At 66.7% G+C, this 12,673-nt stretch carries 8 protein-coding genes; 2 read left to right on the top strand and 6 right to left on the bottom strand.

All coding sequences use genetic code 11. The annotated features are described in order from the left end of the window. Positions 1-104: 104 nt before the first annotated feature. Entirely contained in the window at positions 105-1,415 is a 1,311-nt protein-coding gene (locus ACTRWG_RS21610) for a UDP-glucose dehydrogenase family protein (RefSeq protein WP_027238268.1), read from the top strand. Between the two features lie 200 nt (positions 1,416-1,615). On the opposite strand, the gene ACTRWG_RS21605 is transcribed toward ACTRWG_RS21610, so the two are convergent. Together ACTRWG_RS21605 and ACTRWG_RS21600 are read right to left on the bottom strand one after the other, a co-directional pair. Continuing rightward, a complete protein-coding gene (locus ACTRWG_RS21605; protein WP_462829928.1) occupies positions 1,616-2,785 on the bottom strand; it encodes a ParB/RepB/Spo0J family partition protein in 1,170 nt (389 codons plus the stop codon). A gap of 77 nt (positions 2,786-2,862) precedes the next feature. Then, entirely contained in the window at positions 2,863-4,278 is a 1,416-nt protein-coding gene (locus ACTRWG_RS21600) for an AAA family ATPase (protein WP_462829927.1), read from the bottom strand. Between the two features lie 475 nt (positions 4,279-4,753). On the opposite strand from ACTRWG_RS21600, the gene ACTRWG_RS21595 reads away from it, so the two are divergent. After that, positions 4,754-5,776 carry a replication initiator protein A gene (locus ACTRWG_RS21595; protein WP_462829926.1) on the top strand — a complete coding sequence of 341 codons (1,023 nt, stop codon included), beginning with the start codon at positions 4,754-4,756 and terminating at the stop codon, positions 5,774-5,776. Positions 5,777-6,114: 338 nt separating this feature from the next. Here ACTRWG_RS21595 and ACTRWG_RS21590 read toward each other — a convergent pair whose 3' ends face one another. The 4 genes from ACTRWG_RS21590 to ACTRWG_RS21575 all read right to left on the bottom strand — a co-directional run bounded on the left by ACTRWG_RS21590 (position 6,115) and on the right by ACTRWG_RS21575 (position 12,444). Continuing rightward, the gene (locus tag ACTRWG_RS21590; protein ID WP_027238270.1) at positions 6,115-6,330 is read right to left on the bottom strand and encodes a hypothetical protein; all 216 of its coding nucleotides are present in this window, start codon (positions 6,328-6,330) and stop codon (positions 6,115-6,117) included. 330 nt (positions 6,331-6,660) lie between these two features. Then, positions 6,661-8,076, bottom strand: a complete 1,416-nt coding sequence (locus ACTRWG_RS21585) for an HlyD family type I secretion periplasmic adaptor subunit (protein ID WP_027238271.1) — start codon at positions 8,074-8,076, stop codon at positions 6,661-6,663. After that, entirely contained in the window at positions 8,073-9,851 is a 1,779-nt protein-coding gene (locus ACTRWG_RS21580; protein ID WP_462829925.1) for a type I secretion system permease/ATPase, read from the bottom strand. Before ACTRWG_RS21580 ends, ACTRWG_RS21585 begins: the two co-directional genes overlap by 4 nt. Positions 9,852-10,005: 154 nt before the next feature. Further along, complete coding sequence (locus tag ACTRWG_RS21575) at positions 10,006-12,444, bottom strand: calcium-binding protein (RefSeq protein WP_462829924.1); 2,439 nt, start codon at positions 12,442-12,444, stop codon at positions 10,006-10,008. Between the last annotated feature and the right edge of the window lie 229 nt (positions 12,445-12,673).

The following is a 12,673-nucleotide window of genomic DNA, read 5'->3' as shown; positions in this document are numbered from 1 at the left end:
GCAAAAAACCGGTTCCCGCCCTGTCCGGCGGGGTATATCCTTCTATTCTCAAAACAATGGCGGCAGCCAAGCCGCCGCACCGGGGATTGAGAAAAGGGTATTCCATGCGCATTGCGATGATTGGCACCGGCTATGTCGGTCTGGTGTCCGGCGTCTGTTTTTCGGATTTCGGCCATGACGTGGTCTGCGTCGACAAGGACGCGCGCAAGATCGCCCGGCTGCAGGCGGGCGAAGTGCCGATCTATGAGCCGGGCCTCGATCAGCTGATGGAAAAGAACGTGAAGGCGGGGCGCCTCAGCTTTACCGATGATCTGGCGGCGGCGGTGGACGGGGCGGAGGCGGTGTTCATCGCCGTCGGCACCCCGACCCGGCGCGGCGACGGCCATGCCGACCTCACCTATGTGATGGCCGCGGCGGAGGAGATCGCCGCAGCCCTGACGGAGTATGCGGTGGTAGTGACTAAATCCACCGTGCCGGTGGGCACCAACCGGCAGGTGCAGCAGGTGATCGCCAGGGCCAATCCGCAGGCGGAGTTCGACGTCGCCTCCAACCCCGAGTTCCTGCGCGAAGGCGCGGCGATCGAGGATTTCATGAAACCCGACCGGGTGGTGGTGGGCGTGCAGAACGACCGCGCGGCAGAGGTGATGGCGGAGATCTACAGACCCTTATATCTGCGCGACTTCCCGATCCTGACCACCGACCTGGAATCGGCCGAGCTGATCAAATACGCCGCCAATGCGTTTCTCGCCGCCAAGATCACCTTCATCAATGAAATCGCAGGGCTGTGCGAGCGGGTCGGCGCGGACGTCAAGGAGGTCGCCCGCGGCATCGGCTTTGACGGGCGGATCGGCAACAAGTTCCTGCACGCAGGCCCCGGCTACGGCGGGTCCTGTTTTCCCAAGGACACCGCGGCGCTGGCGCGGATCGGCCAGGACCATGCCTTCCCCTTGCGCATCACCGAGACGGTGATGCGGGTCAATGACGAGGTGAAGCACCGGATGGTCGAGAAGCTGCGCGATGCCTGCGAGGGCTCCTTCAACGGCAAGACCGTCGCGGTGCTGGGCGTCACCTTCAAGCCCAACACCGATGACATGCGCGAGGCGCCGAGCCTGACCATTGTGCCCGCGCTGGTCGGGGGCGGCGCCCGGGTGCGGGTGGTGGACCCGCAGGGGCAGTCCGAGGGCGAGGCGCTGTTGCCCGGGGTTGCCTGGATGGACGACCCGTACGAGGCGGCGCAGAACGCCGATCTGGTGGTGCTGCTGACCGAATGGAACGAGTTCCGCGCCCTGGACCTGAAGAAGCTGGCGCGCAAGATGGAGGTGCCGCGGATGGCGGACCTGCGCAATATCTACTCGCCCAAAACCGCCAAACGGGCCGGGTTCCGGACCTATGTGGCGGTGGGGCGGGGCGCCTGAACCGCCCCGGAAGCGGCTTCTGCAAAATAGGTCCGGTCCGGACCAAATGTTTCGCGCGCGAAGCATTTGATCAACCATGCTGACCTAAAAAGACTCTCCCGCGCGGGCAGATATCATGCACTAAAAAGGGCTTTTCCGGGGAAAAGCCCTTTGCCTCCGGCGGGAGTATTTGCAGAAAGATGAAAGGCGGCAGGCTCTGATCAGAGCTTTTTCAGCCAGGCCTCCAGCGTCTTGGCCAGGGTGGCGTTAACAGCCTCGCCGCTGATTTCGATCTTCTGCTCGCTGGGGGTATAGGTGAGCCGCACGCCTTTGGGCGCGGGCAGGGAGATCCGTTCGCCCGGCATCGCGGCGTCCCAGTCCCCCGTGCCGCGCACCCGCGGGCCCTTGACCAGCGGCGGCACCGGGGGCAGGGGCTGTTCCGCATCCCGGCCTGCATTCCGCTCCTTGGCCTGTGCCGCCAGGTGTTCCAGGGACGGCGGGGCAGGGGGTAGATCAGGCTCTAACTTGGGCATTTGGGGCGCCCCCCCCTCGACCAGGCGGGTCAGCACCTCCAGCTCGGCCTCCGGGCTGGAGCGGTCGGCGGCCTGCAGTGCCTCTTTCGCACGCTCCGCAAAGCCCTCATCCGCCTCGATCGCCCGCACCAGGGCGAGGCCCAGTTTCTCGCTGATGGCGGTGGGGTAGAACAGCACCGCATCCAAGGCTTCCACCAGGGTGACGAAGCTGCCGATCTTGGAGCGCTTGGCGCGGGTGGCGTTGCCGAACAGCGCCTGCAGCGCGTATTTGCGGCGGGTGAACACCCCCTCCTTATACGCGCGCACCGCGATCCGGGCGCGCTCGTAATGCGACAGGTTCACCCGGATCTCGTTTTCCTCGACCATCGCCACGTAAGAGTCTTCGGCGCTGTCGGGCTTGATCACCAGTGCCTTGAGTGTGGAGAATTGCGGGTCTGATGTTTCTTCATAGAGCCGCTTCAGCGCAGTCAGGCGGCGCCAGCCGGAGATGAGGCCATGGGTGCGGCCGCCAAAGGTGTCCTCCAGCGGCACCACTTCGGCCGGGGTCTGCTGGCCGCGGGCGCGGATCGAAGCGATCAGCGATTGCAGCTCTTCCTCATCCTGTTCGATGCGGTCGCGCACCAGGTGGTTCTCGTCGATTGCCGCCAGCGGCAGCTCTTCGATCATCAGCCCCTTGGCGCGGGCGGTTTCCAGCACGCCGGACAATTCCTGCAGCGCCGCCTGGGCAGAGGCATCGGAGGCCACCTGGGCAATCGGCGCGGCGCCGACGCTGGACGGGCCGCCAAGCGCCGGTTTGGCCGCGGGGGCGGCTGTCAGGTAATCCGTCTGCGCCGGGGTAAGCCGTTTGCGTTTTGCCATGTCCTGTCCTTCGTGCCTCAGTGTCAGACATTTGTGCCTGCGGGGCCGTATCCTGCCCCATTTTCCTTGCCGGGGCCTTATTCGGCCGCACGCTGCTCCTGCAACGCCTCGCGCCGCCAGACCCCGATCAGGAGCTTCTTGAAGGCGGCATAGGTCTCGTCGAAGGTTTCCCGCCCGCGGGCATAGGTCTCGCGGTTGAAATCGCGGTAATCGGCCTCATAGATGCCGCTCACCTGCTCCCCGGCCTGGCCGATCAGCGCGGTGTAATCCTGTTTGTGGGGGCTGAGCACCCGGCCCATATAGGCCTGCATCAGCGCTGCCAGCTCGCCCTGCTGCGCGCCGTCATAGCGGGTGATGACGGTGCGCACCGCATCCCATTCAAACGCCAGCCCGGGACGGCCCAGGGCGCGGGCGGCGAGGTTCTCGCCCTCCTCGATGCTGGCGAAGGTGGAATGCAGCATGTCGAAAAAGCGCCCCGTCGAGTCGAATTCCAGGAAGGAGGCGCCCATCGGCACCAAGAGGATGTCGGCGGCCGACAGCCCGTTGATGGTCAGGTAGCCAAGCGCTGGCGGGGTGTCGATGAAGATCACGTCATACTGGTCCAGCACCCCGTCCGCTTCCAGCCGCTCGGTGAGCGCATCCCACAGCTTCCAGGACCGCGCCGCCATCCGCCAGACCGGGATCTGGAATTCTGCCCAGTAGAGGTTCAGCTGCGCGCCGATCAGGTCGATGTTGGGCCAGTGGGTGTTCTGGATCACGTCCTGTGTGGTCATCTCCATCGCCGCATCCAGGGCTTCGTCCAGCGGCTGCGGGGAGTCGCCGCGGTCGAGGCGGCGCTGGTTCTCCAGACGCAGATGCTCACCGTAGTGGCGCGCCAGGAGCGGGAAGGCGGTCTGCCATTCGTCGTCCACCTTGCCGCCGAAGATCGAGGTCATCGAGCCCTGGCTGTCGAGATCAATCACCAGCACCTTGTAGCCGTCGAGCGCCGCCGACATCGCCAGATGCGCGGCGGTCGAGGTCTTGCCGACGCCGCCCTTGAAGTTGGCGACCGCCACCATCTTGGCGGGCAGCCCCTCGGGGCGGTAGGGCTGGTAGTCCTTCGCCTTGGATCCCTGCGCCGCGAAGAAGGCGCGCAGACGCAGCACCTCGTCCAGCGTGAACCACTTGGCGCCGCCCTCGGTTTCACTGCGGCCCTGCGGCAGATCCGGGTTGGCCTTCAGCACCCGGCGGAAATGGGCCTGGGCGACCGGGATCAGGTAGCGGGTGATCTCCCAGGTGGAGAACAGGCGCAGCTCCTTCTTGCCTTCCTCGTTCATGCCGCGGCTGGCCAGGTCGGCCCGGCCCGCGGCGCAGGCGGCGGCGATCTCGGCAAAGCCCGCGGTGCTGGCGGGGGCATCAAGCTCGGCCAGAGCGGCGTCGGGGTCGATGCTGAAATAGGGGGGAAGGCTGCTGCCCGCCCGAGGAGTTTCTTTCCTGTGGATATCTCGCGCCATGAGGTCTGCCTGCTGTCCTTGGGCCGTTGCCGCCCTGCCCATGTCTTTATGCTGCCAGGCGGCTGATGTGCTGCCTTTTGGACAGAATACGCAAAAACGCAGCACATGGAAGCAAAATGCGCATCCCTTCTGCTTTTTCTAAGCAAATCCGGCAGTTGCGGCAGGGGTAAGCGGGGGTGTTGCAGAGCGTTCAAAAAAATCTGCTCTGTTATAAATGAGTTATTTATTAGTTACAGGCGGAAGGGGGCGCGCGCAAAGCCCTTTTTTCATTGGCGATCGGGGCGGATTTTCCGCAGGCAGTGACTCTGAAACCCCGATCAAATGACTCCGAACCCCCGACGAAACGATTCCGAACCCCCGTTGCCGGGACATGTGGATAACCCTAGGGTGGGCGTAATCAAAACCACGATAAAACGAGTCGCCGAACAGGGGCAGCAGATCCCGGCGGGCGGCAGAGCAGACGGCGGACAGGCATATGGCAGCAGAGCTGACGGCGGGAGCGATTCCGCCAGAAGGGCAGGGGGATTTCTTCCTCTGCGATATCTTCGGGGCGATCCCGAAAAACGACCTGGCGTCGATGGAGCATCCGCTGTTCTCGCTGGGCACAAGGCCCGACCGGCGAATCCTGAACTACCAGCACAACGGCGCCGAGATCACCGTGACGCCCTCGGTCAAGGGGCTGGCGACGATCCACGACAAGGACATCCTGATCTTCTGCATCAGCCAGCTGATGGCGGCGCTGAATGCCGGCCGCCAGGTGAGCCGCACCCTGCATCTGAAGGCGCATGATCTGCTGGTTGCCTGCAACCGCGAAACCTCCGGCGATGCCTACCGGCGTCTGCGCGAAGCGTTCGAGCGGCTGGCGGGCACCCGCATCACCACCAATATCGTGACCGGGGGGCAGGAGGTGACCACCGGCTTCGGGCTGATCGAGAAATGGGAGATCGTCCGCAAGGCGCCCAGCACCAAAAAAGGGCAGGGCAAGATGGTCAGCGTGGCGGTGACGCTATCGGACTGGCTGTACCGGGCGGTCTTGTCGAAATCGGTGCTGACGCTTTCCCGCGATTACTTCCGGCTGCGCAAGCCGCTGGAGCGGCGGATCTATGAGCTGGCGCGCAAGCATTGCGGGCGGCAGAACAGCTGGCAGGTCTCGGTCGAAACCCTGTTGAAGAAATCCGGCTCCGCGTCGCCGCGGCGGGTGTTCCGCAAGATGATCCGCGACATGATTGAGGCGCAGCCCTTGCCCGATTACGCGCTGGAGGAGCTGGAGGGCGATGTGATCCGCTTCAGCCAGAAGGCCGCGGTGACCGAGGCGGTGCTGAACGCGCCCAGCCTGAAGCCCGCCACCCTGGAGGAGGCGCGCGCCCTGATCCCCGGCGCCGACGCCTATGCGCTGGAGGCGGAATGGCGCGCCATGTGGGTGCGCACCGGCAGCCCCAGATTGCGGATGCCGGATGCGGCCTTCCTCGGCTGGGTCAGGAAACGCGCCGCGGAATAGGCGCCCGCTTTCATCTTTCCCCAAATACTCAGAGGCCGCAGGCCTCCGCCTTTGTTTGCAAAGGCGGATCTCACATCGTTCCAAAAAAAGGTCAGCATGATTGACCAAATGTTTCGCGCGCGAAACATTTGGTCCGGACCGGACCTATTTCCGGCGGGGCGGTCTGTGCGGGATTTGAGAGAGCGCGGGCCCCGGCGTCCGTCCTCAGCGGGGGAGGGGGGGAGGAGAGGAGGGACGCCGGGGGCTGCAGGTGGCCGGGGGGCACGAGGGGGGGAGTGTGCCGGCCGGGCCTTGCGCCTCGGGACGAAGCGCGGGGGTCGGAAATGCGGGGGGCCGGGTCAGCCGAAATAGGGGCGGGGCGAGTAATAGGCCAGCTGCGGCCTTGCGGCCAGGCGCTCGCGCTGTTCCAGCGCCCACTGGCAGGCGGTGCAGCCCAGCACCCCGGCGACCGGGTAGATCAGGGCCAGGGCCAGCAGCGGCAGGCCCAGGAGAAAGCCCGCGGCCACGGCTGCCAGGCTTGCGGTAACGCCGGTGAGGGTGCTGATCAGGGTCATGGGGGTGTCTCCTGCGGTCTGTGTGTCTGTGTGTCTTGGCGGCAGCTGGCTGTGTCTGCCTGTTGAGATCTTTCTAGCATGGCAGCCCCGGCGGCGCTGCTGCACCAAAGGATAGGACGGGGGTGCTGAGGGCTATCCGCGGCCTGCCGAGGGTCAGGCGGCCCCGCCTTTTCCAGGCCCTTGGCCTGCCTCAGGAAGCAAGCATGGGGGCCGCGGCGGCCGTACGGGCACCCCAAAAATAACAGGCCCGCCTCAGCCCTGGCGGCTGAAGCGGGCCCGGACAGGCTGCGGCCCCCCCCCCGGAACCGCGGCCCTCCTGACGGGGCGGCGTCAGCCGCTGCCTTCCTTCAAGGCCTGCGACATGCTGGAGAGCACCGGGCTGATCAGGTAGTCGGCCAGCGTCTGGCGGCCGGTTTCGATCATCGCCTGGGCCGGCATGCCGGGCAGGGCCTTCACATTGGGCAGGGCGGCCAGATCGGCCTCCTTGATGCGGATATGCACCGGGTAATAGGGCTGGCCGGTCAGCTGGTCGATGCTGCTGCCCGCCGCCACCATCACCACCTCGCCGGTGACCGGCGGGGTGGAGCGGAAGCTGTAGGCGGTCAATTGCACCCGCGCCAGGCTGCCCTCGGAGACCTCGTCGATATCGGCCACCGCCACCTGGGTTTCCACCAGCAGGCCCGCATCCTCGGGCATCAGCTCCAGAATGGTCTGGCCGGGATCCACCACCTGGCCCAGGGTGTTGATGCTGAGCCCGACCACCCGGCCGTCGCGCGGCGCGCGGATGGTCTGGCGTTCGGCCACGTCCCACGTGGCGTCCAGGCGCTGGTGCAGATCCAGCAGCTGCTCCTGCACGTCCTGGCTTTCGGCGGCGATCCGCGCCGCCCGGTCGCGGCCGGCCTGCAGCCGCCGCTCTTTCATTTCGCCGATCTGCTCCAGCACATTGCCGCGGTCGCTTTCCATCGCGCCAAGGGTGCCCAGCAGGCCGCTCTGCTGCATCTGCCGCTGGCTGATGCGGGTCTTCGGCACCAGGCCTTTTTCAAACAGCCCGGCCAGGTCCGCCAGCTCCGCCTGCACCAGCGCCAGCTGCTCCTCGGTGGCCCGGATGCGGGCATCGCGGCCCTTGAGCTGGTCGTTGAGCTGGGTGATGCGGCCCTGGATGATGTCCATCTGGCCCTGGTACAGCGCCCGGTTGGAGCTGAGCAGGTCGCGCTGCACCGCCACCAGCTGCGCCAGTTCCGGCATCCGGGCGATGAGCTGCTGCAGCTCGGCGCCGGGCTGCAGGCTGTCCGTTCCCTTCAGCTCCGCGTCCAGCCGCGCCTGCTGCGCCAGCAGGCTGGCCCGCTGGCCGTTCAGGATCGCCAGCTGCGCCTGGATGCGGCGGCCGTCGAGCCGGGCGATCACCTGGCCCTTGGCGACCCGGCTGCCCTCGGTGATGTTCAGCTCGCGCAGGATGCCGCCTTCCAGATGCTGCACCGCCAGCCGGTCGCCGGCCACGTTGAAGGCGCCCGGCGCCACCACCGCGCTGGTCAGCTCGGCCTTGGTGGCCCAGAACACCAGCCCGCCGAACAGGCCGAAGCCGCAGACCACCATCCACAGCACCAGCTGGCGCACCCGGGTCGGCGGCCGTCCGGGCAGCGGCACATCCATGCTGCTGCCGGCGGGCATCAGGTCGCGGAAGCCGCCCTTGGCCGGCACGCGGCCGGTCTCTGCGGGGCTGCGGCTGTCATGTTCCACCAGGCTCATGCGCTTTCTCCTTTAGGGCCGGGCGCCTGTGCGGTTTGCCCGGCGCCGCCCCCTTCCGCGTTGCGGTGGCGGAAGGGGGCGATTTTGGGATCGTCCTGATGCGCCTGGGCGGCAGCCATCGGCTGGGCGGCGGCCTCGATCACCTGGCGCGCCTCGCCGAAGCGGGCGATGCGGCCCTGCTGCAAGAGCGCCGCATGGCTGACCCGGCGCAAGAGGCTGAGCCGGTGGGTCACCGCCACCACCGCGGCGCCGCGGGCGCAGGCCTCCTCGATGGCCGTGGCCAGCGCCTCCTCGCCCTCGGGGTCGAGATTGGCGTTGGGCTCGTCCAGCACGATCAGCTTGCGGTCGCCGAAGAAGGCGCGCGCCAGGCCGATGCGCTGGCGCTGGCCTGCGGACAGGAACTCGCCGCGCGGGCCGACTTCGGCGTTGTAGCCGCCGGGCAGCGCCAGGATCATCTCATGCACCTGCGCCAGCTTGGCCGCCGCCACCACATCCGAGGGTTTGGCGTCGGGGTCCATCAGGGCGATGTTTTCCGCCACCGTGCCCTGGAACAGCTCGACCCGCTGCGGCAGGAAGCCGATATGCTGGCCGATCTGCGCCGGGTCCCAGTCGGAAAGCGCGGCGTCGTCGATGCGGATATGGCCGCGCACCAAGGGCTGCAGCCCGGCCAGCGCATGGGCCAGGGTTGTCTTGCCCGCGCCCGAGGGGCCGATCAGCCCCAGCGACTGGCCCGGCTTCAGCTCCAGCGTGATGTCCAGCAAGAGCGGCTCCGGCCGCCCCGGCAGCACCACGGTGGCGTTTTCCACCGACAGCCGGCCTTCGGGCGCGGGCAGCTCCAGCCGCTCCGGCGCGGCGCCGAGATGGGCCAGGAAGTCATTCAGCCGGCCCTGCGCGCCGCGTGCCTTCAGGAAGGCGCGCCAGCCGGAGATCGACTGCTCCACCGGCGCCGCGGCGCGGCCCAGGAGGATCGAGGAGGCAATCATCAGCCCCGGTGTCAGCTGGTTGTTGATCACCAGCACCACGCCGGCCGCCAGCACCGCGATCTGCAGTCCCATGCGCACGGCCTTGGCCAGCGAGGTCATCAGCGCCACCCGGTCGGTGGCCAGGGTGTTGAAGACCAGGGCGGAGAACGCCTTGAGCTGCCAGCGCCGGATCAGCGGCCCGGTCTTGCCCATGGCGTGGATCAGCCCGGCATTGGCCATCATCTCCGCCACCGCGGCATTGGTTTCGGTGGCCTGTTTGGTGGCCGCCTCCATCGGCTTGCGGGCCATCATCTCGCTGAGCAGCCCGAGGGTGAACAGCAGCGCGATGCCGACCAGCGCCACCGCGCCCAGGACCGGGCTGAACATGAAAATCAGCGCCAGGAAGATCACCGACCAGGGCGCGTCCAAGAGCGCCAGGAACAGCGGGCTGGTGACAAAGCCGCGCAGCTCCTGGATGTCGCGGACAGGTTCGGCGCGGGCCAGCTGCGGCGGCACCTGGCAGCTGATCATGCCGTCCAGCACCACCGGGCTGAGCCGCGCCTCAAGCCGCGAGCCGAGCCGCGCCACCAGGCGCTGGCGGATCATGTCGAACAGAAAAAAGAACACCAGCGCAATCGCTGCGCCGGTGGTTAAAGCAATCAAAGTGGGAATGCTGCCCGAGGCCATGACCCGGGCAAACAGTTGCAGCATGTAGAGCGGCGCTGTCAGGACAAGGAGGTTCACAAAGATGCTTGCCATGAAGATGGCGGCAAGCACGCCCCGCTGACCATCAAATACCCGTTTTACCTTCATTGTCGTAGCCCCCCGGCTGCACGAAGTGAAGTTATGAAATCTGGAGAACAGCGCCCTGGTCCAAGGATGCAATCCTTGGCCGGGGACCAAATCGCTGTCCTGAACCAGGGCTGGACGGGCCCGGGGTTGCCCCCGGGCCCGCCGTTCCTAAGGCTCAGACGGCAGTGGGACCCCAAATGTTGTCGTAGCTGTCGTCAAAGCCGGTGTCGGAGGTCAGCACCCGGATCGCCTCGTAAGAGCCCGCATCACCGGTGGTCACCGCGTTGATGCCGACGCCGCCGATCGGGATGGCGTCCTGCCCCAGCGAGGTGAACGGCGCCTCGTTGCCGGTCAGGCCGAGGATGTTCACCGTGGCGCCGCCCGCGCTGATCTGCGTGTCGGTGCCATTGTCGGTGACGGTGGCGCCGCCGCCGTCGAGCGCCGCAAAGGCATCCTGCGCCGAGGTGCCCGCGCCGGCCCCAACCGTGGTGACACGGAACAGCAGCACGTCGTGGTCCTGATCGATGTCGAAGTCATGGATGGTGTCGTTGCCGTCGTTGGACGAGAACATGGCGCCATCCCATTCGAGATCGATGATGAAGACGTCCTTGCCGTCGCCGCCGTACAGACGGTCGCGGCCTTCGCCGCCTTTCAGGAAGTCGTTGTAGTCGCCGGCGCCGCCGAACAGGGTGTCGTTGCCGAACCCGCCGTCCAGGAAGTCGCCGCCGGTGCCGCCGTCCAGGCGGTCGTTGCCGGCTTCGCCATAGAGGCAGTCACGGTCGGCGCCGCCGTTCAGGTAGTCGTCGCCGCTACCGCCCTGCAGCACGTCCTTGCCGCTGCCGCCAAGCACCTTGTCGTTGCCGTCGTTGCCGTCGAGGAAGTCGTCGCCATCGTTGCCTTTGACAGTGTCCTTGCCGTCGCCGCCATGGGCCACGTCATTGCCGTCGCCGCCTTTGATCTTGTCGTTGCCTTCCTCGCCATAGAGGAAGTCATTGCCTTCATCGCCGTAGATCTTGTCGTCGCCGGTGCCGCCCCAGGCCTTGTCGGAATCTTCGCCGCCGCGGATGGTGTCGTTGCCGGCGTCGCCATACAGACGGTCATGGCCTTCATTGCCGTGGACGCAATCGTCGCCGTCGTTGCCGTGCAGCAGATCGTTGCCCTTGCGGCCATAGAGCCGGTCATTGCCGTCGCCGCCATAGCCTTCGTCGTCGCCGCGGCCGCCGATGATGACGTCGTTGCCGCCCTCGCCGAACATGGTGTCGTCGCCGCCGCCGCCGCGGATGCGGTCATTGCCGTCCGGGCCTTCGTCGATCGGGGTGTAGCAGTCCGGGCAGTCGACTTCTTTCAGCCCTTCATCTGTCGGGGCGTGGTTGCTGTCGGCTGCGGTCGTCTGCTCATCGTCGTCGCAGCAATCCCAGTCGATCTTGTAGCCGTTGACCTCGGCGCCAAGGTTGTTGCCGCTGTCGCCGAAGATCAGGTCGCCCTGGGCGCCGCCTTCCAGCACGTCGTTGTTGGAGCCGCCGCGCATGGTGTCGTGGCCGGCGCCGCCGTTGACGTCATCGCGGCCTGCGCCGCCATCCATCAGGTCGTCGCCGCGGCCGCCCTGCATCAGGTCGTCGTCGTCTTCACCGAACATGGTGTCGTTGCCGCCCTGGCCGTCCATGGTGTCGTTGCCGTCACCGCCCAGCATGCAGTCGTCGCCGTCGACCTGCTCGTCCTTGTTGCCGGTGCCGTTGTCGGCGCCGAAATCAAGGTCGTCATTCTGCGACTGGCGCTCGTCGCCGAACATCTCGTCATCGCCGCTGCCGCCGATCACCAGGTCGTCGCCCAGGCCGCCTGCCATGCGGTCATTGCCGCCCTGGCCGTTCATCCGGTCGTCGCCGTCGCGGCCGTACATGGTGTCGTCGCCGTCCTTGGCGGTTTCGCCGGACTGGCCCATGTCGCCCCACATCCAGTCGTCGCCGCCTTCGCCGTCCATGCAGTCGTCGCCGAGCTCGCCATAGAGGTAGTCGCCGCGGTCGCCGTCGGCATAGCTGTAGTTGCCGTCAGCATCATCGCCGAAGATGTGGTCATCGCCCTTGCCGCCGAAGACGGTGTCGCTTTCCTCGCCGCCCAGCAGGGTGTCGTTGCCGGTTTCGCCGTCGATGTAATCGCAGCCTTCCTCGCCGTCGATCCAGTCGTCGCCGTCGTCGATGTATTTCTGGCCGTAGATCGGCACCTGGTATTCTTCCCAGGTGTCCGGGTCGACCTTGGTCTCGTAGCCGGTGATCACCGTTTCATAATGGCCCTTGCCGTCGGCATTGCCGCCGAACAGGTAGTCATTGCCGGTGCCGCCTTCGATCAGGTCGTCGCCATCCTGGCCTTCGACGTAATCCTGGCCGGCCTCGCCGTCGATGCGGTTGTTGCGCTCGTTGCCGTAGACCGCGTCATCGCCGGCCCCGGCGCGGGCGTTGTCGCCGGCGTCGTGGTCGTTCAGGTCGATCACATTGCCGTCGGTGCCGCCGATCTCGGTGGTGCCGTCGTTGTAATCCGGGTCGAACTTGTTATCGCTGAAGCGGATGTCGCAATCCGGATTGCAGACTTCCCAATCTGAGGTTCTGTCCTTGATACCCATGGTAAACGTCCTCCTCGTTAACTCTGCGGGGCACGGCAGCCTCTGCTGCCCGGGTCGTTGCCCCTGCCGTGGCTGCCTGCCGCGGGAGCGGCTGCAGCTGCGGCGGTGTGAAAAAGGCGCCGTGATGCCTTCCGCTGGTATTGCAGCGCATCCGCGCCGGGGCCGATGCCCCCAAATGGGGACAAAATCAGCGCTTTAGCCGCCGCTGCCCAGCCAGCCGGCCAGGGCC

This window comes from Leisingera sp. G5_S3_59_S7 (assembly GCF_054968485.1).
The sequence above is the reverse complement of the archived record's forward strand: the minus strand, read 5'-3'. Positions and strand labels throughout refer to the sequence as shown.

Bases quoted from the DNA above. Each gene is read 5' to 3' on its own strand.
- ACTRWG_RS21605 (WP_462829928.1), bottom strand. From the start codon at position 2,785: ATGGCAAAACGCAAACGGCTTACCCCGGCGCAGACGGATTACCTGACA.
- ACTRWG_RS21600 (WP_462829927.1), bottom strand. From the start codon at position 4,278: ATGGCGCGAGATATCCACAGGAAAGAAACTCCTCGGGCGGGCAGCAGC.
- ACTRWG_RS21580 (WP_462829925.1), bottom strand. From the start codon at position 9,851: ATGAAGGTAAAACGGGTATTTGATGGTCAGCGGGGCGTGCTTGCCGCC.
- ACTRWG_RS21595 (WP_462829926.1), top strand. From the start codon at position 4,754: ATGGCAGCAGAGCTGACGGCGGGAGCGATTCCGCCAGAAGGGCAGGGG.
- ACTRWG_RS21575 (WP_462829924.1), bottom strand. From the start codon at position 12,444: ATGGGTATCAAGGACAGAACCTCAGATTGGGAAGTCTGCAATCCGGAT.
- ACTRWG_RS21590 (WP_027238270.1), bottom strand. From the start codon at position 6,330: ATGACCCTGATCAGCACCCTCACCGGCGTTACCGCAAGCCTGGCAGCC.
- ACTRWG_RS21585 (WP_027238271.1), bottom strand. From the start codon at position 8,076: ATGAGCCTGGTGGAACATGACAGCCGCAGCCCCGCAGAGACCGGCCGC.
- ACTRWG_RS21610 (WP_027238268.1), top strand. From the start codon at position 105: ATGCGCATTGCGATGATTGGCACCGGCTATGTCGGTCTGGTGTCCGGC.